The sequence below is a fragment of the Syntrophaceae bacterium genome (assembly GCA_013177825.1).
GTDB lineage: Bacteria > Desulfobacterota > Syntrophia > Syntrophales > PHBD01 > PHBD01.
Genome location: JABLXX010000006.1, coordinates 32335 through 55355 on the forward strand (window position 1 = coordinate 32335; position 23021 = coordinate 55355).

Consider the following 23021-nt stretch of genomic DNA (forward strand, 5'->3'; position numbering starts at 1 on the left):
CGTCCCGGGAAGCAGGGCATCTTACTTCTTCTTCGCCGCCGCCGCAAGCACGGGGAGGACCCGCCGGAAGCCCTCATCATGTTCCAGGAGGAAGGAGGCCTCCATCCCGGGGGTGCCGCCATCGATCATGAAGCTCTTGGTGGTCGTCAGGGCCGAAAGAGGCGCCTCCAGCAGGGTCGCGGCGATTGCCAGGGCCCGTTCAAGGACCTGTCCGTCTTCCGCGACCTCGCTGACAAGCCCCGTCCTCAGGGCCTCCTCGGCCCCCATCGTCCGCCCCGACAGGCAGAGGTCCCGGGCGATTCCCTCCCCGACAATCCAGCGCAGGGGAGTATAGAGAACGGGGGAGCCGAACTTGATCTCCGGGTGGCCGAAAACGGCCGACCGCGCGCATATCCTTATATCGCAGAGTTTCGCCAGGTCGAATCCACCCGCCAGGGCGGGGCCGTTGACGGCGCCGATGACGGGTTTCGGGAATTTCCAGACATCCCGGTGATAGCGGGACGAGGTTGTGAAGATCTCCTCCGTCAGGGTCGGGTCGCGGAATTCCTTCAGGTCGAACCCGGCGCTGAAGGCGGCGCCGGCGCCCGTCATGACCAGAACGCCCACGGCGGGGTCTTCCTTCCACGCCTCCAGGCAGGCGGAGATTTCCTTCCGCATCCTGACGGATATGGCATTCCGCAATTCCGGGCGATTCAGTGTAAGCACTCCCGCGCGGTCCGGCCGGATTTCCGCACGAATCGTCTCGAATTCCATCCCTGTTCCTCCTTTCCGGTTCGCATAACTCCAGGCAGCGTTACAGATCCAGGGGGCAGATTTGAAATCCGCCCCCAAACCCCTCGGGTCAACAACCCGAACCGACCATATCGTCATTACAGAGATTCAATTCCTTCTTGCAAACGCGCCGGGGGTCCTTTACAGTAACCCTCCGGCCGGGCGGCCGGGAAAGAATCTCAGATATCTTCCAGCATATCAAGCACTTTAACAGACAATCCGGGATAAAGACACGCTATCCCGTGGTCACCATCCCGGCGGTAACGGTATCGACATGGACATTCGCATAGCAGGCTACAATGTGGACGCCGAGCTCCTGGAAAGCCTCCGGGAGGCCTTGCCGGAGAAGATGGAGCTGACACCGGAGACCGTTTCGGCGGCCTATGCCCGGATCAGCCGCAGCCCCAGAACCGTGGGTGAACTGCGGGCCTCGGCCCGCCTGGAAGTGGAAAAGGCCCGCCGGTCGAACCGGTCGATCGTCTTCGACATGGGCCACAGCTCCGTTGCCGAGCACGCCGTCTTCAACCTGGACATCACGGGGATCTCCCGGCTCGTGGTGGAAGAGGTGGAGCGCTTCCGGCTTTGCTCCTACATGGAGAAGTCACAGCGCTATGTCCTGTTCCGGGACGACTTCGTCCGCCCCGAGGAAATCAGCCGGGCAGGGTTGTTGGAGCCTTACGTGGACACGATCCGCGCCCAGCAGAAGCTCTACGCTGAATTGTACGAAGCGCTCCGGCCCCTCATCTTCGAGCGCCATGCCGACCTGGCCGCGGAAGGGAAAAACCGGTCCCTCCTGGAGGGGTGGGCCAAAGAGGATGCCCGGTACGTCATCGCCCTGGCCACGGAGACACAGCTCGGCCTGACCGCCAACGCCCGGAACCTGGAACTCATGATCCGGCGCCTTGCCGCGTCTCCCCTGGCGGAGGCGGCCGACTGCAGCCGGCGCATCCTGGAAGCCGTCCGACCGGTCGCCCCCTCCCTGATCCGCTATACCGAAGCCACGGAATACGACCGGCTGACCCGGGAAGAGCTCCGGCGGGAGGGGGACGTTCTGGCCGACGGAAACACCGGGAAAGGTATACCCCGCGCAAGAACGCGGGAAGTCTCCCTGGTCCACGCCACGCCCGATGCGGACGGACAGACGGTGGCGGCCCTCCTGTTTGCCTCGACCCGCTGGCCCCTGGTCCGTTGCATCGAGGAAGCGGACCGAATGGGGCCGGACGGCCGGAAGGAATGGATCCGCAAAGCCCTTTACCGCATGCAGTCCCATGACGCGGCCCTTCGGGAATTCGAGTTTCCGGAGCTGGTTTTCGATCTGGTCGTGAGCGCCTCCTGCTTTGCGCAACTGAAGAGGCACCGCATGGCCACGCTGATCGCCCAGGATTACGATCCTTCGCTGGGAGTAACGATTCCCCGGGCGATCCGCGAGGCGGGAATGGAGGAACGGTTTCTGGAAGTCATGCGGCAGACGGAGAAAACCTACTTCAGGATCCGGAAAGCGGCGCCCGCCGCCGCCCCCTACATCCTGACCAATGCCCACCGGCGGAGGGTTTGCCTGAAGCTGAACGCCCGGGAGCTGTACCACCTGGCCCGCATGCGCTCCGACGGACACGCCCAGTGGGACATCCGGAACATAAGCGACGGGATGCTGGCGCTGGCCCGGAAGATAATGCCCCTGACCATGATGCTGGCTGCAGGCAAGGACGATTTCTCCAGGACCTGCGAAAAGACCTTCGGCAAGTCCGGGGGTGAAGGAAAGCGGAAAAAATGACCGGGACCGACGTTGTCTGCTCCGTATGCAGGCAGGCAGATTTTTTCGTCTCCTGCATCGACTGCCGCGTTCCCCTCTGTGAAGGCTGTGCCTGCTTCGAGCTGCTCGCGGAAGGGTGCGGCACGGTGGTGCCTGCCTATTTCTGTCCGAAATGCGCCGTCGATCCCCTGGTCAATCCGAATGCCGCTTTTCGAGATGATTTCTGAAACCACAGCCTTCCGCCATTCATAACATCTGATGCTTTTGGCCTATGCGGGTTCCTACCTATAGAAAACATTCGTACTTTTGGACGATTGTCTTTTCTATCGCCCCTTCATAAACGGACAGAAAAAAGATATGCTGCGAAATCATTTCATCGGCAGACGGTTGATCCTTTAGCAGGCTCCCTTCACTCGGCAGTATGAAGGACGGGAAATGAAATCTCTCGGTATCTGCATCGGCGCATCGACTCTATCCGCTGTGGAACTCCTGCCATCTGACGGTGGCGGCTTCCGGGAAGGCCTTGTGGTAAACAGCGCCCACGCGGGAAATCCGCGGGAGGCCGTTCGGGCGATTCTCGACCGGTACCGGACCGGCGAAGACTGCCGGGTGGCCGTGACGGGCCGCAAGTTCCGGGGGCTCCTGAACCTGTCGTCGATCTCGGAGCCGGAGGCGGTCGAACAGGCCGTCCGCGTCTCGGTTCAGGGAAACGGGTCCTTCGATGCCGTCGTCAGCGCCGGCGGCGAGACCTTCATGGTCTATCGCATCGACGGGAACGGGCGGATCTGCGGCATCAACACGGGCAACAAGTGCGCCTCCGGGACGGGGGAATTCTTCCTCCAGCAGATCCGGAGGCTCGGGCTCAGCCTTCCGGAGGCGCTGCCCCTGGCCCGGACGGGCGATCCTTACCGGGTCTCCGGCCGCTGCAGCGTCTTCTGCAAGAGCGACTGCACCCACGCCGCCAACAAGGGCATCCCCAAGGGCAGGATCACCGCGGGGCTCTGCCAGATGATGGCGGGCAAGATCCTGGAGCTGCTCCGGCAGACGGCCCGGGAAAACATCCTCCTGGTGGGCGGCGTCTCCCGGAACGAAGTGCTCCTGGAAATCCTGCGCCGGGAGATCCGGAATGTCGTTGTCCCCCCGCAGGCCGCCTGGTTCGAGGCCTGGGGAGCCGCCCTCTGGGCCCTGGAAAACGACGCGACCCCGCTGCCTGAAGCCGGCTCCCTGTTCCGGCCGGAGCACCGGTCTTTCCACTACCTGCCTCCCCTGGCCGACTCCGAAGCCAGGGTGTCTTTTCAGAATAATGGAACGGAGAGCGCGCCGGTGGGTGGCGAGGCGATCCTCGGCCTCGACGTCGGCTCGACCACCACCAAGGCCGTGATCATGCAGATCGCCGACAGCCGGATCCTGGCCTCGGTGTATCTCCGGACCGGTGGCGACCCGGTTGCGGCCTGCCGCGCCTGCTACGCCGAACTCGCCCGGCAGATGGACGGGCAGGGGACTCCCGTCCGGATCACGGGCCTCGGCGTCACGGGCTCGGGCCGCCAGATCGCTGCGCTCCATGCCGGAACGAGCGGCATCGTCAACGAGATCATCGCCCACGCCACCGCCGCCCGTTACTTCGACCCGGACGTGGACACTCTCTTCGAAATCGGCGGCCAGGACGCCAAATACACGCATCTCGTCAACGGCGTTCCCATGGACTACGCCATGAACGACGCTTGCAGCGCCGGAACGGGATCGTTCCTGGAGGAGGCGGCCCTGGAAACGCTGGGCGTCGCCATGGAGGACATCGGCCCCCTGGCCCTGGAGGGGAGCCGCCCTCCCAATTTCAATGACCAGTGCGCCGCTTTCATCTCGAGCGACATCAAGAACGCCCTCCATGAAGGCATCGGCCAAAAGGACATCCTGGCCGGGCTCGTCTACTCGATCGCCATGAACTACAACGTGCGGGTCAAGGGAAACCGGCCCGTCGGCAGGCGCGTCTTCATGCAGGGCGGCGTCTGCTACAACCGGGCCGTACCGATGGCCATGGCGGCACTCGCGGGCAGAGACATCGTGGTCCCCCCGGAGCCGGGCCTCATGGGGGCCTTCGGCGTCGCCCTGGAGGTGGTGGACCGTCAGCGCCGAGGACTCCTGGAGCCGGAGGAGTACATCCTGGAAGACCTGCGGGACCGCGACTTCTCCCACGAAGCCTCCTTCGTCTGCAAGGGGGGCGCCCGGGAAAAATGCGACCGGAAATGCGAGATCTCCCGGGTCCGAATCGGCGGCAAGGTGTTTCCGTTCGGCGGAGCCTGCAACCGCTGGTACAACCTGCGGATCCACCGCGACACCGAGGACACGCCGAATCTGGCCGCGGTCTATGAAAGCCGGATCCATCCTGCGTCCGCCCTTGCGGCGGAGAAGACGGCGGGGACGCACACCGTCGGTCTCAACCGGTCTTTCCACGTCCACGCCTGCGCACCCCTCTTCCGAACCTTTTTCCGCCGCCTCGGCTTCGATCCGATCCTGCCGGAGAAACCCGAGCCGGACGGGATGGAGGCCCGGGGAGCAGCCTTCTGCTACCCCGCGGAGCTGGCCCACGGCTTCTTCCTCGACCTCCTCAACCGGGAGCCCGACTTCCTGTTCCTGCCCCACGTGCGGGACCTGCCGGCACAGCCGGGGGCGCCCCGGAGTACCACCTGTCCCGTCACGCAGGCGGAGCCCTATGTCCTGGCGACGGCCTTCGGGGAGCACCCCGTCTTCCGCCGCCTGCAGTCGGAAAAGCGGATCCTTTCGCCACTCCTGGATTTCACAGGCGGATGGGGAGGGGCGGAAGAGGCCTTCGTTCAGATCGGCAGGGATCTCGGAGCCACGGCCCGGAAAAGCCGTTTTGCCTTCCGGGAGGCCCAGGAGGAGCAGCGGAGAACGACGGAGGAACTCCTCGCGGAGGGACGGAAATTTCTGGAAGAACTGGAAGGGCGGCCGGACCGGTTCGCCGTGGTTCTCCTGGGCCGCGCATACAACACCTGTGTTCCCGAGGCCCACCTCAGCATCCCTCAGAAGTTCGCCACCCGAGGCATTCCCGTCATTCCCTGCGGGATGCTGCCTCCGGGCGAATTCCCGCCGGATCCCGGCATGTACTGGGCCGCCGGCCAGACGATCCTGCAGGCGGCACGGAAGATCCGGGAGCATCCCCAGCTCTTCGGCTGTTACATCATGAACTTTTCCTGTGGTCCTGACTCTTTTCTCCTCGGGGACGCACGCCGCATCATGGGTCGCAAGCCCTTCCTCGTTCTGGAGCTGGACAGCCATACGGCCGACGCGGGCCTTGAGACACGCATCGAGGCGTTTCTCGACATCATCACCAACTTTCGGAGCGCCAAGGAGGACCCGCCCCGGTGCCCTGCCACCGCAACGCAGCCGGCCCGCTGGGACGAAGCACGCAGGTCGTTCGTCGATTCCAGAGGATGCCCCCGAAGCCTCATGGATGAATCGGTCCGCGTCGTCTTCCCGTCCATGGGCCGCTTTCTCTCTGAGGCGGGGGCCTCGGTCTTCCGGGGCCTGGGCATCCGTGCCGAGGCCATGCCCCCGGCCGACATGGAGATTCTCCAGCTCGGGCGGGGGGAAACGACCTGCAAGGAGTGCCTCCCCCTCCTCCTGACAACGGGAACGCTTCTCAAGACCGTCCGGGAACGTCCCTCGGCGGAAGAGCTCCTGGTCTATTTCATGCCCACCACCGGCGGCCCCTGCCGGTTCGGCCGCTACGCCCCTTTCATGAAAGACCTCATCCGCGGGCAGGGCTGGGAAAACGTAGCCATCCTCTCGCTGACCTCGGAAGACAGCTACACGGGTCTCAGGGAGAGCGGCGCCTTCCAGCGCCTCTGGCTCGGCGCCGTGACCGCAGACATCATCCAGGACGTCTACTCGGTCCTTCTGTCGGATGCCTATGACCGGGAGCTTGCGCTCGGCATCTTCGAGGCTGAATGGCAGCGGATCCTGCTCGCCCTGGAGCGGATGAAAGACGAGACGGACGTCCGTGAGGCGCTGGCAGGAGCGGCAGAACGACTGGGCCGGATCTCCCTGAAGCGGCCTGTCCCGGACATCCCCGTGATCTTCCTGACGGGAGAGATCTTCGTCCGCCACGACGACCTGTCACGGCAGTTTCTGGTGGAGCGGCTGGCGGAAGAGGGATACGCCGCGAAGGTGGCCAGCGGCATGGAGTGGGTGTACTACACGGACTGGTGCCTGCGGCAGGGCATCGGCAAGGAGCGTCCGGACCTGCGCGGCCGCCTTGCCCGCGCCATCCGTGGGGCCGTCATGAAGAGGGGGGAACGGTCGCTCAAGGAAGTCATGGCGCGTTCAGGACTTTACGCTTCCCACGAGGAAGACGTCGGGACCGCCATCGAGTGCGCCCGGCCCTACCTGGATCCCCGACTGACGGGTGAGGCGGTTCTCACCATCGGCGGCTGCCTGCACGAAGTTCCCTCGCGGGCCTGCGGGGCCATCGCCATCGGCCCCTTCGGCTGCATGCCGAACCGCATCGCCGAGGCCATCCTGTCCCGCCGGATGCATCCGCTCCCGTTCCTGGCCATCGAGAGCGACGGCACCCCCTTCCCCCAGCTCATTGCCGCCCGGCTGGAGGCCTTCCTCCTGCAGGCCCGGCGGGTCCACCAGGAGCGGAGCCCCGGACGGAGAGAACCAGCCCCTTGAGGTAGCGTCCCTCCGGGTGCCCCAGTGACGAGGGATGATCCGGTCCCGCCCCGAGCCGGTAGAGGATGGAGGCGGACCGGCCGGCGTCCTGCAGCGCCCCCTGCACGATCCGCTCGAAAAGCACCTCGTCCACGGCATTGGAACAGGAAAACGTCGCCAGTATGCCCCCCTCCCGCAGCCGGAGCAGGGCCTGCAGATTTGCGTCCTTGTATCCCCGGGCTGCCCGGGTGACATCCCGTCTTGTTTTGGCGAAGGCCGGCGGGTCGAGGATGACGAGGTCGAAGGTCTCCTCCGTCTCCCGGAGATACCGGAAGACATCGGCCCGTACGACGGGATGGTCCTCCGGCGAAAGGCCGTTGGCGGCCAGGTTTTCCCGGGCGAGGGCGCAGGCATCTTCGGAGACGTCCACAGAGACGACCCGTTTCGCCCCGCCCCGGCCGCAGGCGACGGAGAATCCTCCGGTGAAGGCGAATCCGTTGAAGACCGCCGCCCCGACGGAGAGGCTTCCGAGAAGGGCCCGGTTCTCCCGCTGATCCAGGAAGAATCCCGTCTTCTGTCCCTTCAGGACATCCACCCGGTAGCGATGGCCCCGCTCGCGAATCTCGACCGGCCCCGGCGGGACGTCTCCGAAAAGGGATCCATGCCGGTCCGGGAGCCCCTCCAGGCGGCGGGCCTTGCCCTCGGAGCGTTCCAGCACGCAGTCCGGCTTTGTCTCCTCCACGAGCGCCGAGACGATCTCTTCCCGCCGCCGGTCCATGCCGGCGGTGGCGAAGGAGACCACCAGGACCCGGTCGTACCGGTCCACGATCAGCCCCGGCATTCCGTCCCCCTCCGCGTGAATCAGCCGGTACGCCGTCGTCTCCGGCGGCACGACGAGGCGTCTCAGGTCCATGGCCCGCCGGATTTTTCTCCGCCAGAAGGCGCCGTCCACGGGTTCGTCGGTGCGGCCCGTGAGCAGGCGGAAGATGATGTCCGTCTGCGGCTGGTAGAACCCCAGGCCAAGGGGCCGGCCGTCTCCGGAGACGGCCAGGACGACGTCTCCGGCCCTGGCGGGCGGGCGCACCGACGCAACGGCCCCGGAGAAAACCCAGGGATGCCCCTGGCGCAGGGACCGGTCCCGGCCGGCCTTGAGAATCAGTTGGGGGACGACATCGCTCACGGTGGGAATTCACCTCCGATGGAATCACCGGGCCCGGGGAGAGGGTGGAATTTGTTCATCCGCCTCTTCACCTGTTGCCACAACGCCGGGACCGGATGCATTTGGCCCTGGCAATGTACCGGCGGGCAGGCTAAATTGCAAGAAAACCGCGAGGCGCCCCTTGAACCTGTTCCGCGATCCCCTGTACCCCAACCTGTGCCCGTCGACGTTTCGCCGCCGGCTGCACCGCTTCGCCGTCGAGTGCGACCTGGACGGCCGGACGGTGACGGCCCATCTGCCCAACCCGGGGCGCCTTTGGGAGCTTCTCCTGCCGGGCCGGACCGTCCTCCTGGCGCCCGCGGACAAGCCTGGGCGCACCCTGGTCTGGACGGCCGTGGCCGTTTTGCGCGACGGGGCCACGGTCCTGCTCCACACGACTCTGGCGAACCGTGTCGTGGAATTCCTGATCGAAGCCGGCCGGATCCCGGACCTGGAAGGGGCGTCCGTCGTACGCCGGGAGGCGACCGTCGGGGACAGCCGCCTGGACTTCATCCTCCGGCGGGGAGAAGAGGAGATCCTCCTGGAAGTGAAATCCTGTACGCTTTTCGGAAACGACCTGGCGATGTTCCCCGATGCCGTCACCGAACGGGGGCGCCGCCATCTCCTGAACCTGGCCGAACAGGTCCGGCCGGGGCGGCGATGCGGCGTCGTCTGGCTCGTCCAGTGGCCCCGGGCGCGGAGATTCCTCCCGGACTACCACACGGACCCCGCATTCGCCCAAACCTTCCTGGAACAGAAAGACAGGCTTTTCTATCTCCCCGTCGCCGTGTCCTGGACGGAGGACCTGCGCCTCGCCCCCGAGGTCCGTGTCCTCCCCGTTCCGTGGGACCTGCTCCGCCGGGAATCCCGGGACCGGGGCGCCTATCTCCTCCTCTGCCGCCTGGCGTCGAAGCGCTCCATCGAGGCCGGCTCCCTGGGGCGGATCGCCTTCCCGCCGGGGACCTACTGCTACGTCGGCTCCGCCCGGAAGAACCTGTCCCGTCGAGTTGCACGGCACCTGCGTCTGCGGAAGACCCTGCACTGGCACATCGACCATCTCCGGGCCGTGGCGGACTCCTGTACCGCCCTTCCGATCCGAACGGCTGAAAACATCGAGCACGAACTCGCCCGGGCACTGGGGGCAATCGCCGACTTCTCCGTCCCCCGCTTCGGGTCCTCCGACTGCTCCTGCGAAAGCCATCTCTTCGGCTGGCGGGGCGACCCGCTCCGCGATCCGGCCTTCGTCGCCCTGCTCCAGCATTTTCGCATGGACCGCCTCCCGCCGGATTGATCTTGTCAACGGGGGCTGTCTCTGCTATGCATCCCGGGGTCGTGATAACCGTCCGTATTCATATGACAAGTCGAACGCCGACCCATTATCTGCAAGGAGAATTCTCATGTATATCGTCATCATGGCCGGCGGCCGGGGAACCCGCTTCTGGCCCCGGAGCCGGGACCGGAAGCCCAAGCACCTCCTGGACATTCTGAGCGAGCGGACGATCATCCAGGAAACCGTCGACCGCCTTCTTCCGCTCGTACCGCAGGAACGCATCCTCGTCGTCACCGGACAGTCCCACGAAGAAGAATTACGGAACCAACTCCCCGACATCCCTGAAGACAACATTCTCGTCGAGCCGATGGGGCGGAATACCGCCCCCTGCATCGGCCTGGCGGCCCACTATATCCGCTGGCAGAACAGGGGTTGTCCCGACAAGGATGAGGTCATGGCGGTCCTCCCGGCGGATCACCTGATTACCGACGGAGCAAGGTTTCTGGAAGTTCTCCAGGCGGCCGCCGAAGCGGCGGCACCGGGGCGGCACCTCGTGACCATCGGCATCGCCCCCACGGCCCCGGAGACGGGATACGGCTATCTCGAACTGGGCGATGCGGAGGATCCCGTTCGTGGCGAGAAGGTCTGGCGGGTCCGGTCCGTCCGGGAGAAACCGGACCTCGAAACGGCGAAGGCCTTCCTGGCGGAGAAGGATTGTTACGTCTGGAACAGCGGGATGTTCGTCTGGACCACAAGAGCAATCCTGCAGGCAATCGAGGCACAGATTCAGAATTCCGCCGGCCGGTTGAGAACCATCGCCGGCACTTTCGGAACAAGCGGTTACGGGCATACACTTGCAAAGGAATACCAGGCGATGGATTCCATTTCCATCGACTACGGCGTCATGGAAAAGGCCGACAATGTCCTCGTCCTCCGGGGGGATTTCGGATGGTCCGACGTGGGAAGCTGGGACGCCCTCTGGGAAGTGTCGCCAAAGGATCCGTCGGGAAACGTCATCAAGGGATCCGTCGCCACTACCGGGACACAGAACACGCTCGTCGTGGCCCGGGACCGGCTGGTCGCCCTGGCGGGGGTGGAGGATCTGATCGTCGTGGACACGGAGGATGCGCTCCTCGTCTGCCGGCGGGGCGACTCCCAGCGGGTCAAGGAATTGGTGGACCTTCTGGAGAAGGAAGGACTCACACAGTATCTCTGACCGGCATGGTACAGACAGCAATCGGGAGACTTTCCATCGGGTTCTTGAAAACACCCGCCGGCCGTGTTCTCCGAGTCCCGAGCCACGGTCATGCCAAAGACCGAGACTGCAACATTTTTGAGCTGCACGGCAGGGATTCCTGCCTTATGACGGTCAGTTCCGCTGTCCCATTCTTCCAGAAAAAAGTGTGGATAATTTATTCTGATTATATTAAGCACTCTCACTTGATAAGCGCTATGATTACAGGGGATCAATTCATATGAGGTTTGAAATCTGCAAAGGCGGAAGCGGGCTTACCTACGAAATCCGCAACATCGTCAACATCGCGAAGAAGCTGGAGGGGTACGGGGTCGAGATCTGCTGGGAAAACATCGGAGATCCCGTTCAGAAGGGGGAGCACATCCCCGACTGGATGAAAGAAGTCATCATCGAACTGATCCGGGACGACAGGTCCTTCGCCTACTCTCCCACGAAGGGCATGGACGAGACCCGCAAATTCCTGGTTGATCGGGTCAACAGCCGGGGCAAGACCCAGATCACGCCGGAGGACATCATCTTTTTCAACGGCCTGGGTGACGCCATCGCCCGCTCGTACAGCGCGATACGCATCGACGCCCGGGTCATCGTCCCCGAGCCGACCTATTCGACCCATTTCCTGGCGGAAGTGCTCCACGCATCGTTTCCGCCCAACACCTACCGGATGAATCCATACAGCAACTGGTATCCGGACATCCGGGAATTGGAGCAGAAGGTCAAAAGCCACAATGCCGTCGTGGGCATCCTGGTCATCAACCCGGACAACCCGACGGGCTTCGTCTATCCGGCGGACACGCTCCGGCAGATCGTGCGCATCGCCAAGGAGTACGACCTGTTTCTGATCTTCGACGAGACGTACATCAACATCGTCTACAACAACAAGAAGACGGCCCAGCTCTCCGACGTCATCGAGGACGTGCCCGGGCTCAGCATGAAGGGAATCTCCAAGGAATTCCCATGGCCGGGATCGCGCTGCGGCTGGATTGAGGTGTACAACGCCGACAAGGACGAGAAGTTCGCCAGCTACATCAACACGATCCTGCACCAGAAGATGTCCGAGGTATGCTCCACCACGCTGCCCCAGATCACCATCCCGAAGATCATGAGCCATCCGGAGTACCAGAATTACCTGGCCGAACGGACGAACCGGTATGAGCGCCTGTCCAACATCGCTTACAAGATCCTCAAGGATGTGCCCTACCTGATGGTGAACCGGACCAACGGCGCCTTCTACATGACCGCCGTGTTCAACGAGGCGGTCCTCAACGCCCGTCAGTTCCTGCCGATCGAGCATGAAGAAGTACGGGAGTACATCGAAAAGCTGACCGGCCCGAACATCGAGTTCGACAAGCGCTTCGTTTACTACCTCCTTGCCTCCACGGGGATCTGCGTCGTGCCCCTGACGTCGTTCTTCACGAACATGCAGGGCTTCCGGATGACCCTCCTTGAAAAGGACGAGGATAAGTTCGCCCACAACATCCATGTCATCGCCGAGAAGATCGTGGAGTACATCGAGTCTTCCAACAAGCAGTCCGTCAATGCCATGGTGGGGCCGTAATCATTCCAAGGAATCGTACACAAAGGCGGGCCGGGAAATCCGGTCCGCCTTTTCTTTTGGCAGGCTGTTCAAAAATGCCCGGATGGCAAGGCGCCCGATATCCCGGGCCGCGAGGTGTACTCGGCAGTACGTTGAGCGGAGCGGGATAAGGGCAACGCCGCAGATGGGCGTTTTTCAACAGCCTGTAGACATTATTTTACCAGGCGGCGGTGCATCAGCCTGAGGGCCAGCGGGTACGACACGGCCGCAAAGGCCAGGAAGTAAAGAAGGCCCCACAGGGCGGACAGGTCCCTGAACCCGATGCTGATGGCCCGGGTGACGTTCACCAGGTGGGTCAGGGGCATGATGAGGGCCGCGTGGCGGGCCCACTCGGGAAGGGCCTCCAGTGGAAAGAACGTCCCGCCGAAGAGGTACATGGGCGTGATGAAAAGGAAAAAGGGGAGGTTGAACAGCTCGATGTGGGGCGTGACGGCCGTGAAGATCATGCCGATCGAGCCGAAGGCGATCCCTCCCAGGAAAGCCAGGGGAATCAGGAGAAGCGCCTCGGGCCAGCGCAGGAGCCCGAAGAGACTGATTACAACCAACATGATGGCCGTAGCGATGACGGCCTTCGTGGCGCCCCAGACGATCTCGCCGGTGATGATCTCCGAGACGGTCAGCGGTGTGGCCATCATGGCGTCGAAGGTCTTCTGGTAGTACATCCGGACGAAGGAGCCGTAGGTGTTTTCGAAAAAGGCGTTGTTCATCACCGTCATGGCGACCAGGGCCGGCGCGAGAAAGAGAGTGTAGGAAACAGTCGCCCCGCCGTAGGGGACGTCCCCGACGAGGCGGCTGAAACCCACGCCGAAGGCCAGGAGATAGAGAAACGGCTCCAGCATCGGCGTCAGGAAGCTGACCATCCAGTTCTGCCGGTAGACGGCGAGATTGCGCCTCCACACCCTCCAGAACCGCCCCGAAATGGCGCTCATTCCCGTAGCCCCCGTCCCGTCAGTTTCAGAAAGACATCCTCCAGGGTCGCCATCCGGAGCAGGCAGCCGTCTCCCGGGCACCGGCCGGCGACCTCCCGGAACAGGCCCTCGCTGTCTCCGTCGTTTCCGAAGATGATCAGCCGGTGACCCAGATCGTCGAATTGAAACCCCCGCTCCCGGACCCACGCGCGGAGATCCTCCCTCGGCTCGGCCACCTCGATGACGTGCCGCCCGGCAAATCGCTCCACCAGTTCCCGGGGGCTCCCCTCCACCAGGAGTTTCCCTTTGTCCATAATGATGAGCCGGTCGCAGAGCCGCGCCGCCTCGTCCATGTAGTGGGTCGTCAAAAGGATCGACAGGCCCCGGGAGCGGAGCTCCTCCAGGCGCTCCCAGACCTGGTGCCGCGACTGCGGATCGAGGCCCGTCGTCGGCTCGTCCAGGATGAGAAGGTCCGGGTTGTTGATGAGCGCGCGGGCGATCACCAGGCGGCGCATCATGCCGCCGGAAAGCTCCATGGCCCGTGTTTCACGGCGGTTTTCCAAGGACATGAAGGCCAGGAGATCCAGGGACCGTTTGCGGGCTTCCTGCCTGGGGACGTTGAAAAACCCGGCGAAGACCTCCAGATTCTGGACCACCGTCAGGTCCGGGTCCAGATTGTTCTCCTGCTGGCAGACGCCGATCCGGCTCTTGATGGCCCGGTAACGGCGGCGGATGTCCATCCCGAAGACCGAGAGATCCCCCGCCGTCATGGGCGAAAAGCCGTAGATCATGCGGATCGTGGAGGTTTTGCCGGCGCCGTTGGGCCCCAGGATCCCGAAGCACTCGCCGCTCTCCACCGCAAACGACAGGCCGTCCACGGCCACAAGATCGCCGAAGGTCTTCCGCAGATTGGTTGCCTCGATAACCGATTCCATACCGCTTTGCGTTTCCGAAAAAAAATGAGCCGGAGATCCCCGGCAACACCCACTCACACAGGGTTTTTGTTCTCCCGGTCCGGCAACCGGACCGGACAGGGTCATCCCTCCGTTTGCCAATCGCCACCGGGATGATTATCTTGGCAGTCACATCGCTGATACCATACCCTTCGCGGAAAAGGGAACTGTCGGACGATTTTTATTGCATCGGAATTACCGCCGGGATATGGGGGAACGCATGAACCCAAAGGACACCAAGGTGTCGGAAAGGACAGGAGACACATGTTCACGGTAACGGAAAAAGCAAACGAAATGATCAAGGATTTCATGAAGAACCGGAAGGAGAACCTGCCGATCCGGCTGATGGTTTTCGAGGGCGGCTGATCGGGGCCCTCCTTGGGCATGGCTCTGGATGAGCCGAAACAGGACGACCAGACGTTCGAGGACAACGGCCTCAAGTTTGTGATCAATCAGGCCCTGTACGACGAGATTCAACCCATCACCGTGGACTTCATCGAGACCCCGAACGGGTCCGGATTCAAGCTGTCGTCCAACTTCGTCGCCGCCGGCGGCAGTTGCGGCACCTGCTCCTCCTGCGGTTAAACGGACATCTCTCAACCACTTGCGGCCCGGGGCTGCGGATCATCCCATCCGCTTCCCCGGCCGCTCTCTTTTTTAAACAATCATGACGACTGCGAACGACAATAGCCAAAGCGGGCGCAATGCGGCGGACCGGCTCTATCAGGACGGGCGGTTCGAGGAAGCGATCCTTCTGTATCGGAATCTGCTGGCGTCATCTCCCGAAGACAGTTCCATCGCCCTCTCCCTTGCCTGGGCCTGCCACGATGCAGGCCGTCTGGAGGAGGCCATCGGGCACTTCGAGCGCCTTTTCCAGAAGGAGCTGACCCGGCAGGTCTTCACCGGGTTCGGCTTTGACGAGCTCGTCCGCATCTTCAAGGACAATGCGATGTTCGACCGGCTGGTCGACATCTGCGAACGGGCCATGGCGGTTCAGCCGGAGGACTTCGCCCTCAGCGAGGCGCTGGCGGACGCCTACCTAAAGGCGGACCGTCCCCGGGACGCGGTGAGGGTGCTGGAAAAAATGACGGAGGAGGAGCCGGAGGCGGCCGCCGTTCTCTGCCTCCTCGGCAACGCCCTCCTGGCCCTCTCCGAATGGGACCGCGCCGAGGCGGCCTACCGGCGGGCCGTCTGCCTGGAGCCCGAGAAGACCGGCGTCTTCTACGGCCGCATGGCCCACATTCTTCTGGATCTGAATGAGCCCGAACGAGCGCTTGATGTCTATAGCCACTGCATCGACTTCCAGCCGGAAGATCCCCTTTATCGTTGCGGCCGGGGAGACATCCTCCTCCGACTCGACCGGCTGGAAGAGGCCCTGGAGGCCTATGACCTGGCTGTCTCCCTCAACCCGGAACAGGCCGGGGCCTACCTGAACCGGCTGGGCCACAGCCTGGCCCGTCACAACCGGCACCCGGAAGCCGCCGACGCCTTCCGCAAGGCCGCCGCCGCCGAGCCCGACAACCCCCTCTACCCCCTCCATCTCGCCGAATGCCTCCTGGCCATGGGGAAGGAGGAAGAAGCGAATAAGATTCTGAAGAATCTTAACTAACGCCAAACACGATAATTGGCATGATAAAAAGTATCAACGACTTTCTCATGTCGTTAAAACCCCCTCTCAATCAGGAATAGAGCATTACAATTAAAAATCTGCTTTTCAGACTACATGGGTCCGATTCCCATGCACATCAACCACTTTTTCACAAATTCAGCAAATTAGCGAAGCATCAACTCTAAACTGCCTTTAACCTAATGATCCCTGAAAAATATTCCGTTGGGACAGACAGGATATAAGCATTTCTTCCGTTGACGACGATTCCTCCGAAAAGACTTCTCTTCTTGACATGAAGCGAAAGACCCGTCTTATTGCTTCACAGAATGAAGCATTTAGGACGGCAAATGGCTCGATACCTCTGGCAGCGTCCGAACTGGACACGGTTTCGCTGGAACAGCGAGGAGATGCTCGTTGGACTGGGCGAGTGCAGGCTGTTGCAGGGCAAACTGCTCAACAAGGTGACAGACCTCGGGCTGACGCTGGAAAGCCAGGCCCATGTTGAAATCCTGACAGAGGAAACCCTGAAAACGGCCCTGATCGAGGGAGAGACCCTCAATCTGCAGGCTGTCCGGTCTTCCGTGGCAAGAAAGCTCGGACTTCCATCCGCAGGGCTCCCGGTGAGCCGTCCCGTTGACGGGCTCGTTTCCGTTCTCCTGGGCGCCACAAAAAATTTTAACGAACCCTTGACGAAAGAACGGATCTGCGGCTGGCACGCCTCCCTTTTTCCGACGGGATACTCGGGAATGCATCGGATCCGGGTTGGAGAATGGCGTGGAGACCAACCCATGCGGGTTGTGTCCGGCCCACTGGGCAAAGAAACCGTCCACATCGAGGCGCCTCCAGCGGATCGCATATCCTTGGAAATGGATCGTTTCCTCGGGTGGTGGAACGAGAGCAGGGACCGTGTGGAAGGAATCCTCCGGGCGGGAATCGCCCATTTCCATTTTGTAACCCTCCATCCCTTCGAAGACGGCAACGGTCGAATCGCCCGCGCCCTGACCAACATGGCCCTGTCCCAGGATGACGGACAATCGATCCGTTACTACAGCCTCTCGTCCCGGATCATGGCGGAACGCGATGCTTACTATCGTATCCTGGAACGATGCCAGAAGGGAACTGGGGATATGACAGAGTGGCTCGTCTGGTTTCTCGGGTGTTTCCGCAGGGCGATCGAGCACTCCGGGGGAATCCTGTCAGGCGTTCTCGACAAGGCTGACTTCTGGAAAACGCATGCTCAGACGCCCCTGACAGAGCGGCAGCGCAAGGTCATCAACCGGATGCTGGATGCCGGCAGAGGCGGTTTCGAGGGAGGCCTGACCACAAGAAAATGTGTTTCGCTTGCCAAAGTCAGCCGGGCAACAGCCTTCCGTGAGATGGACCAGCTTGTCAAGCTCGGCATCCTGACCGTGAATCCTGGAAAAGGCCGGAGTGCAAGCTATGACTTGCGCTGGGATGAAATGTGAACGAGAAAACAGAGCGCGTCGAAAAAGGTTTTTTTCTATCGCGTTGAGAACAAAGAAAAATCCGGCCTTCCTGATTCATGCAAGAAAGCGAGAGGACAAAATGGGGAAAAGATATTTCATACCGATCCTGTTGTTTGTTTCTGCACTTATCATGGTGTTTTTCGTCAACAGCGCTTCGGCCCAACTGCACGGAAGTAACGCCGAGAAGCAGGCGGTCGCGGAGATGCGAACCCGTTTGAAAGCCGCTCTGTCAAAAGGCGATACGGCGGCCTGCAGGAGGGAGGGGGACAATCTGGCGCGCTACCAGCGGGCAAAGGAAGGAGAAGCCCTGATCGAGGCAGACCTCAGGGCCGTGGAGAAACGATTGATCGAGATACGGACAGTATACGACCAGCTCCGGCAAGTTCGCGACCTCAAACTGCAAGGGGCTGTGGAACAGGCATACGGTCTGATCCGGGGCATCGCTGCAAAAATGGCGGAGGACGTGGTCACGGAGGTCACGGTCACGCTGGTGACGGCACCGGTTCCCGGGGCGGGCAAGATCGTGACGGAGATGGGCAAGCAGGCCGCCGACTTTCTGGGTAATTTCAATGATGCCGGCAAAGTGGTGAACCGGGCAAAGGCCATGAAAAGCCTGGACGCCATGGCGCGCTATGCCGACGAGCAGATGAAAACCCTGATCCCCGCCATTCAGGAAGCGCGATGGACGCGGGGCATGCTGAACGAATGCCGGCAGCAGTATCTGGCCGGTGCGGCGGGAAAGATGCCTGCGATGAAGACGGAAGTCAAGGCGCCGCAGCCGGCGATCGCAAAAGGCGGGGGCCTGTGGGTGCTTTATGACATCAGCCGCGGCAATGAAAACAAAGGGGGGGACTATGCGACCGTGCAATTTGGAGATGACGGGCTCGCCGGCACATTCAAACTGAATCCAACGGACGGCCGGAACATACCGGTTGAAATCAAATGGAGCCTTCCGCCCGCCAAGCTCGTAGCGGGGTCATCCATCACGCTCACGGCGAAGGTGACCCATGGCAGCCTGCAATGGCCGGGGAAGCCCCTGGAGAAAACCGCCAATACATCATGGAGTTACGGGAAGCTGGTCTGGGACGGAAAAATCCAGACCACGGAAGGCACCGCGACGCTGATCGTGCCGGAATTGAATGCCAGAGGAACCCTGGGCAATCTTTACGGGATCTCCTATAATGCATCGGGCCAGGCCGGACCGGGCCGCAAAGCCTGGAACGGGGTAACGTTCAAGTACAAATACATAAACCCCGGTGACGCCATGCCGGCAAGCCCATCCTATCAATACATGAAAGATAAAAAGTAAGGGAGCAGCTCTGGAACGACAAAAGGGGGCTCGCCGCCCCCTTTTGTCGTTCCCGCAAATATTACAACCGGGCCTCAGATCTTCCCGATCTTCCTCAATCCGTCCGTGAACACGGCGTAGAAGTTCTTGTTGTCGTTGATGCCCCGGCGCAGGATCGGTCCGACGTCGTCGATGTTCTTCTTGTTGATCACCAGATTCACGCTATGATGAAAGGCGGCCATGTTGTCCATGGTCCGCATCGTGGCAGTGAGCAGAACGACAAAGATGTTCCGCCGAACGCTCATGTTCAGGGTTTCCAGGTAATCCAGCACCTCCTGCTCAAAGCCCTCATCCACAACCACGAGGTCGAACAGGTGGAAACGCATGCTCTTCAGGGCGTCCTTGGCGGCTGCGGACTCGCTGATCTGGAATCCCATCGCCTGCAGCGCCTGGATGATCTTCTCCCGGCTCGAGGTCTCGTTCGAGCACACCAGGGCCGTCTCTCCCTCCTCGAGAACGAAGTCGAACGGACGGTCCGACGAATCGTATGTATCCGCCGCCACCTCGTCCAACAATTTCTTTTCTTCTTCCATCGCCTCTCTCCCCTTGTCTGAAAACGGTATCAGGAACGAATATCTACCAGCCCGGTTTCTTGGGAGGCCTGCCGTAATCCGAGTCCACCTGGAGTTTTCCCAGGTCCGTCGTTTTTTCGCCCCTGGCGCTCTTGATGGAGTCGATGCCCCGTCCCACGGCACTCTTGTTGGACGCATAGGCCTTTGCCGTGTCTTCCGTGATGAGACCCTGCTGGTATAGCTCCACAATGGATTCGTCGAAGGTGACCATGCCGAAGGGCCGGCTCTGGGAGATAATATCGTAGAAGGTCTTGCCTTCGGACTCACCGTTCAGGATCGTTTCCTTCACCCGCAGGTTCGAACCCATGATCTCGAAGGCCGCCACCCGGCCGCCGCCGACCTTCGGCAGCAGACGCTGGCAGGCGATCCAGCGGACCGTATCGGACAGGCGGATGCGGATCTGCTTTTCCTCCTCCGTGTTGAACATGCCTATGATGCGGTTGATGGTCTGACCCGCGTCGACGGTGTGCAGGGTGGTCAGGACCAGGTGCCCCGTCTCCGCGGCGGAGAGGCCGATCTCGACGGTTTCGCGGTCGCGCATTTCGCCGACGAGGATCACCTTCGGGGCCTGGCGCAGGGCCGCCCGGAGGCCATTGGCAAAGACATCGAAGTCCTGGCCCATCTCCCGCTGGTTGAAGGTCGCTTTTTTCTGGGAATGAACGAATTCTACGGGGTCTTCCAGGGTGACCACGTGGACGGACTGCTCGTCGTTGATCTTGTCGAGGACCGCCGCCAGCGACGTGGACTTCCCGCTTCCGGTGGCGCCGGTGACGAAGATGATGCCGTTTTTCTCCTGGGCCATCTTCTGGAAGCCATCCGGCAGGTTCATCCCGGCAATGGTGGGAATTTTCGTCTCCAGTTTGCGCATGACGATGGAGTAGTTGCCCTTCTGGGAGAAGACGTTCACGCGGAATCGGGCCCTACCGGGCAACTCATAGGCCAGGTCGCAGGATCCTTTCGTCAGGAGGTCCTCCGTGAGGCGGCGGTCCCGGTTGATGAGGTTCATCGCGAAGACTTCCGTCTGGAAGGGCGAGAGTTTTTCGAAGCTCGGCTCCAGGTCAACCTTCGACAGCTGGCCGGATGTCTCCACCTGGAACGGCTTGCCCACTGTCATGTTCAGGTCCGAAACACCCTTGTGGGCATCCAGCATCTTTCCCAGGATATAGTCGATCTCCTGCTTTCTCATGTCCTTGCCTCCTCGTCGCCGGTCCGGCGGGACCGGACGGTCGACTACACCTCCGTGAAATCCGTCGGCGGGTTCTTCAGATACTGGCGGAACCGGGCCTTGTCGTTACACTTTTGGTACGCATCATCGCCGGAGATCCACCCCTTGTTCATGAGTTCCATGATGGCGTCGTCCAGGAGCTGCATGCCGTATTTCTTTCCTGTCTGGATCATGGACGGGATCTGGAAGGTCTTGGATTCCCGGACAAGGTTGCGGACGGCAGAGTTGGCGATGAGGATCTCCAGGGCGGCACAGCGGCCCTTCTTGTCGACCCGCTTGAAGAGGGTCTGGGAAATGACCGCCCGGATGCCGTCGGCCAAGGTGGAGCGGATCTGCGCCTGTTCGTTGGCGGGGAAGACTTCAATGACGCGATCCACCGTCTTGGCCGCGCTGGTGGTGTGCAGGGTCCCGAAAACCAGATGGCCCGTGGAGGCGGCCTCGATGGCCAGGCTGATGGTCTCCAGGTCGCGCATTTCACCGACCAGGATGATGTCCGGGTCCTCGCGGAGGGCGCCCCGGAGGGCCGCCGAGAAGCTGCGCGTGTGGAGCCCCACTTCCCGGTGGTTGACGATGCAGCCCTGGCTCTGGTGAACAAACTCGATGGGATCCTCGACGGTGATGATGTGGTCTTTGCGGAGCCTGTTCGCCTCGTCGACGATGGCCGCCAGGGTCGTCGATTTGCCGCTCCCGGTGGGTCCCGTGACCAGGACGAGTCCCCGGGGCAGGAGGGCCAGTTTGGCGATCACGTCCGGGAGTCCCAGATCCTTGCAGGTGAGGATCTTGCTCGGGATCTCCCGGAAAACGGCGGCGCAGCCCCATTTCTGCTCGAAGAAGTTGGCACGATAACGGGCCAGCCCTGGGATTTCATAAGCAAAGTCGACATCCCCGGTCTCTTCGAACTGCTTGATCTTGATCTCCGGGGCGATCTCGTAGAGCATGGCCTTCAGCCCATCATTGTCCAGGGTGTCGTACTTGATACGCTCAATTTCGCCACGGATGCGGAGGGCAGGCTGCTGGCCCGTGACGAGGTGCAGGTCCGAAGCCCCCTGTTCGTTCATCAACTGGAAAAAGGCATCTATTTTGGCCATGGAATTCCTCCTCTGTCGATTTGGCGGCCCCGTTGGATTCTGAAACCGCGCTTTCGTCGCCGAAAGCGGGAATCCGGAGAAAGGCAGGCCGATCTCGTGGAAAAGCCCGGCTGCCTGTTGGATGAATCGGCCGATCCCGGTGCGTGCGGATGCGACAATCTATAAAGGATAGGTAAAAAGAATGTCAAGCGTTTCTGCGACCATGCGCCTTGTCAGGCGGTTTCGGGTATGTTAATGGTTCCTTCAGGAGGTCGGAAGAAGCTTTTTATGAATGGACAATTGCCAAAAAAAATCAACTACCTGCGAGTATCCGTCACGGACCGCTGCAATCTGCGCTGCATCTACTGCATGCCTAAGGAGGGACTATCCCTGCTGGGGCACAACGACATCCTGCGCTATGAGGAAATCCTGCGGGTTGTAAGGGCGGCCATCCCGGAAGGCATTACCAAGGTCCGGCTCACCGGCGGTGAGCCACTCGCACGGAAAGGTCTCGTGGGATTCATTGCCAGGCTCGCAGGGCTCAAGGGCCTGATGGACGTCAGCCTCACGACCAACGGCACACTGCTCGCGGACCATGCGGAGGAGATCTATCGGGCGGGCGTCCGGCGGATCAACATCAGCCTCGACTCCCTGAATCCCGAGCGGTACCGGGCCATCACCCGGGGCGGAGACCTGGAGGCGGTACTGCGGGGGATCCGGAAAGCCGCCGCAGTCGGCTTCTTTCCGATCAAGATCAATGTTGTCCTGATGAAGGGGACCAATGACGATGAAATTCTGGACTTTGCCCAGGCCACCCTCCGGTGGCCCTACCAGGTCCGATTCATCGAGATGATGTCCATCGGACAGAATAATTCGGAAGCGATCACCGAATACCTGTCCAACGATGTGGCCCTCGAACGGATCGGCCGGATGTTCAAGCTGGAATACCTGGGCGAGAACGGCGCTCCGGAAAACCGAGGGCCTGCCCGGCGCTACCGGATCGAGGGGGCGAAGGGAGAAATCGGTTTCATCAGCCCCATCAGCCATGAATTCTGCGGCGACTGCAACCGGCTCCGCCTCACCGCCGAAGGCCACCTGCGGGCCTGTCTGCTCTCCGACGACGAGATCGACCTCAAGCACGACCTGAGAAGCGGATGCTCCGACCGGGTGCTCAAGGCGCTGATTCGTAAAGCCATTGCCAGCAAACCAGCGGCAAAGAACATGCTGCCGGGGGATCCATCTCCGAAGAAATGCAGCCGGCAGATGTCAACCATCGGTGGATAAGGACGGTAATACAAAAGGATACAGTCCACCGCACGGGTGCAGATCCCGGGCCATGCCGG

18 protein-coding genes are annotated in these 23021 nt (G+C 61.8%); 11 read left to right on the forward strand and 7 right to left on the reverse strand.

What is annotated here, in order from left to right:
- Positions 1-21: 21 nt before the first annotated feature.
- A complete protein-coding gene (locus HPY65_13095) occupies positions 22-753 on the reverse strand; it encodes an enoyl-CoA hydratase/isomerase family protein (protein ID NPU85407.1) in 732 nt (243 codons plus the stop codon).
- A gap of 292 nt (positions 754-1045) precedes the next feature.
- Here HPY65_13095 and HPY65_13100 point away from each other — a divergent pair, with 292 nt between their 5' ends.
- The 3 genes from HPY65_13100 to HPY65_13110 all read left to right on the forward strand — a co-directional run bounded on the left by HPY65_13100 (position 1046) and on the right by HPY65_13110 (position 7213).
- Positions 1046-2542 (forward strand): FAD-dependent thymidylate synthase, encoded by a 1497-nt coding sequence (locus HPY65_13100; protein NPU85408.1) that lies wholly within the window; start codon positions 1046-1048, stop codon positions 2540-2542.
- Positions 2539-2748: a hypothetical protein gene (locus HPY65_13105; protein NPU85409.1), complete on the forward strand. Its 210-nt coding sequence runs from the start codon at positions 2539-2541 to the stop codon at positions 2746-2748. The genes HPY65_13100 and HPY65_13105 overlap by 4 nt, the downstream gene beginning before the upstream one ends.
- Before the next feature lie 208 nt (positions 2749-2956).
- A complete protein-coding gene (locus HPY65_13110) occupies positions 2957-7213 on the forward strand; it encodes an activase (protein ID NPU85410.1) in 4257 nt (1418 codons plus the stop codon).
- On the opposite strand, the gene HPY65_13115 is transcribed toward HPY65_13110, so the two are convergent.
- On the reverse strand, positions 7125-8372 hold the full coding sequence (locus tag HPY65_13115) for a class I SAM-dependent rRNA methyltransferase (GenBank protein ID NPU85411.1): 1248 nt from the start codon (positions 8370-8372) through the stop codon (positions 7125-7127). The two genes, HPY65_13110 and HPY65_13115, sit on opposite strands and share 89 nt — an antisense overlap.
- A gap of 181 nt (positions 8373-8553) precedes the next feature.
- Between HPY65_13115 and sfsA the strand changes: the two genes are divergently transcribed.
- From sfsA to HPY65_13130, 3 genes are all read left to right on the forward strand, one after another.
- The gene (gene sfsA, locus HPY65_13120) at positions 8554-9681 is read left to right on the forward strand and encodes a DNA/RNA nuclease SfsA (protein NPU85412.1); all 1128 of its coding nucleotides are present in this window, start codon (positions 8554-8556) and stop codon (positions 9679-9681) included.
- A gap of 106 nt (positions 9682-9787) precedes the next feature.
- The gene (locus tag HPY65_13125) at positions 9788-10876 is read left to right on the forward strand and encodes an NTP transferase domain-containing protein (protein ID NPU85413.1); all 1089 of its coding nucleotides are present in this window, start codon (positions 9788-9790) and stop codon (positions 10874-10876) included.
- A gap of 259 nt (positions 10877-11135) precedes the next feature.
- On the forward strand, positions 11136-12470 hold the full coding sequence (locus tag HPY65_13130; GenBank protein ID NPU85414.1) for a pyridoxal phosphate-dependent aminotransferase: 1335 nt from the start codon (positions 11136-11138) through the stop codon (positions 12468-12470).
- Between the two features lie 191 nt (positions 12471-12661).
- On the opposite strand, the gene HPY65_13135 is transcribed toward HPY65_13130, so the two are convergent.
- Positions 12662-13438: an ABC transporter permease gene (locus HPY65_13135; GenBank protein ID NPU85415.1), complete on the reverse strand. Its 777-nt coding sequence runs from the start codon at positions 13436-13438 to the stop codon at positions 12662-12664.
- Positions 13435-14352 carry an ABC transporter ATP-binding protein gene (locus HPY65_13140; protein NPU85416.1) on the reverse strand — a complete coding sequence of 306 codons (918 nt, stop codon included), beginning with the start codon at positions 14350-14352 and terminating at the stop codon, positions 13435-13437. Before HPY65_13140 ends, HPY65_13135 begins: the two co-directional genes overlap by 4 nt.
- Positions 14353-14754: 402 nt before the next feature.
- On the opposite strand from HPY65_13140, the gene HPY65_13145 reads away from it, so the two are divergent.
- The 4 genes from HPY65_13145 (at position 14755) to HPY65_13160 (ending at position 18775) form a co-directional block, all read left to right on the forward strand.
- Entirely contained in the window at positions 14755-14955 is a 201-nt protein-coding gene (locus tag HPY65_13145; protein ID NPU85417.1) for a hypothetical protein, read from the forward strand.
- A gap of 82 nt (positions 14956-15037) precedes the next feature.
- Positions 15038-15979: a tetratricopeptide repeat protein gene (locus HPY65_13150; GenBank protein NPU85418.1), complete on the forward strand. Its 942-nt coding sequence runs from the start codon at positions 15038-15040 to the stop codon at positions 15977-15979.
- A 347-nt stretch (positions 15980-16326) separates the two neighbouring features.
- A complete protein-coding gene (locus HPY65_13155) occupies positions 16327-17445 on the forward strand; it encodes a Fic family protein (protein NPU85419.1) in 1119 nt (372 codons plus the stop codon).
- Positions 17446-17668: 223 nt separating this feature from the next.
- Complete coding sequence (locus HPY65_13160; GenBank protein NPU85420.1) at positions 17669-18775, forward strand: hypothetical protein; 1107 nt, start codon at positions 17669-17671, stop codon at positions 18773-18775.
- A 74-nt stretch (positions 18776-18849) separates the two neighbouring features.
- On the opposite strand, the gene HPY65_13165 is transcribed toward HPY65_13160, so the two are convergent.
- From HPY65_13165 to HPY65_13175, 3 genes are read right to left on the reverse strand one after another with little or no spacing between them, the layout of a single operon-like run.
- Positions 18850-19347, reverse strand: coding sequence for a hypothetical protein (locus HPY65_13165; protein NPU85421.1), 498 nt, complete (start codon positions 19345-19347; stop codon positions 18850-18852).
- A gap of 43 nt (positions 19348-19390) precedes the next feature.
- A complete protein-coding gene (locus tag HPY65_13170; protein NPU85422.1) occupies positions 19391-20572 on the reverse strand; it encodes a PilT/PilU family type 4a pilus ATPase in 1182 nt (393 codons plus the stop codon).
- Between the two features lie 44 nt (positions 20573-20616).
- On the reverse strand, positions 20617-21699 hold the full coding sequence (locus tag HPY65_13175) for a type IV pilus twitching motility protein PilT (protein ID NPU85423.1): 1083 nt from the start codon (positions 21697-21699) through the stop codon (positions 20617-20619).
- Positions 21700-21966: 267 nt separating this feature from the next.
- Here HPY65_13175 and moaA point away from each other — a divergent pair, with 267 nt between their 5' ends.
- Positions 21967-22962, forward strand: a complete 996-nt coding sequence (moaA, locus tag HPY65_13180) for a GTP 3',8-cyclase MoaA (GenBank protein ID NPU85424.1) — start codon at positions 21967-21969, stop codon at positions 22960-22962.
- Positions 22963-23021: the final 59 nt, after the last annotated feature.

Coding starts and splice junctions, on each gene's coding strand:
- HPY65_13135 (NPU85415.1), bottom strand. CDS start 13,438: ATGAGCGCCATTTCGGGGCGGTTCTGGAGGGTGTGGAGGCGCAATCTC.
- HPY65_13170 (NPU85422.1), bottom strand. CDS start 20,572: ATGAGAAAGCAGGAGATCGACTATATCCTGGGAAAGATGCTGGATGCC.
- HPY65_13100 (NPU85408.1), top strand. CDS start 1,046: ATGGACATTCGCATAGCAGGCTACAATGTGGACGCCGAGCTCCTGGAA.
- HPY65_13140 (NPU85416.1), bottom strand. CDS start 14,352: ATGGAATCGGTTATCGAGGCAACCAATCTGCGGAAGACCTTCGGCGAT.
- HPY65_13165 (NPU85421.1), bottom strand. CDS start 19,347: ATGGAAGAAGAAAAGAAATTGTTGGACGAGGTGGCGGCGGATACATAC.
- moaA (NPU85424.1), top strand. CDS start 21,967: ATGAATGGACAATTGCCAAAAAAAATCAACTACCTGCGAGTATCCGTC.
- HPY65_13150 (NPU85418.1), top strand. CDS start 15,038: ATGACGACTGCGAACGACAATAGCCAAAGCGGGCGCAATGCGGCGGAC.
- HPY65_13130 (NPU85414.1), top strand. CDS start 11,136: ATGAGGTTTGAAATCTGCAAAGGCGGAAGCGGGCTTACCTACGAAATC.
- HPY65_13145 (NPU85417.1), top strand. CDS start 14,755: ATGGCTCTGGATGAGCCGAAACAGGACGACCAGACGTTCGAGGACAAC.
- HPY65_13155 (NPU85419.1), top strand. CDS start 16,327: ATGGCTCGATACCTCTGGCAGCGTCCGAACTGGACACGGTTTCGCTGG.
- HPY65_13105 (NPU85409.1), top strand. CDS start 2,539: ATGACCGGGACCGACGTTGTCTGCTCCGTATGCAGGCAGGCAGATTTT.
- HPY65_13110 (NPU85410.1), top strand. CDS start 2,957: ATGAAATCTCTCGGTATCTGCATCGGCGCATCGACTCTATCCGCTGTG.
- HPY65_13175 (NPU85423.1), bottom strand. CDS start 21,699: ATGGCCAAAATAGATGCCTTTTTCCAGTTGATGAACGAACAGGGGGCT.
- HPY65_13125 (NPU85413.1), top strand. CDS start 9,788: ATGTATATCGTCATCATGGCCGGCGGCCGGGGAACCCGCTTCTGGCCC.
- HPY65_13160 (NPU85420.1), top strand. CDS start 17,669: ATGCGAACCCGTTTGAAAGCCGCTCTGTCAAAAGGCGATACGGCGGCC.
- HPY65_13095 (NPU85407.1), bottom strand. CDS start 753: ATGGAATTCGAGACGATTCGTGCGGAAATCCGGCCGGACCGCGCGGGA.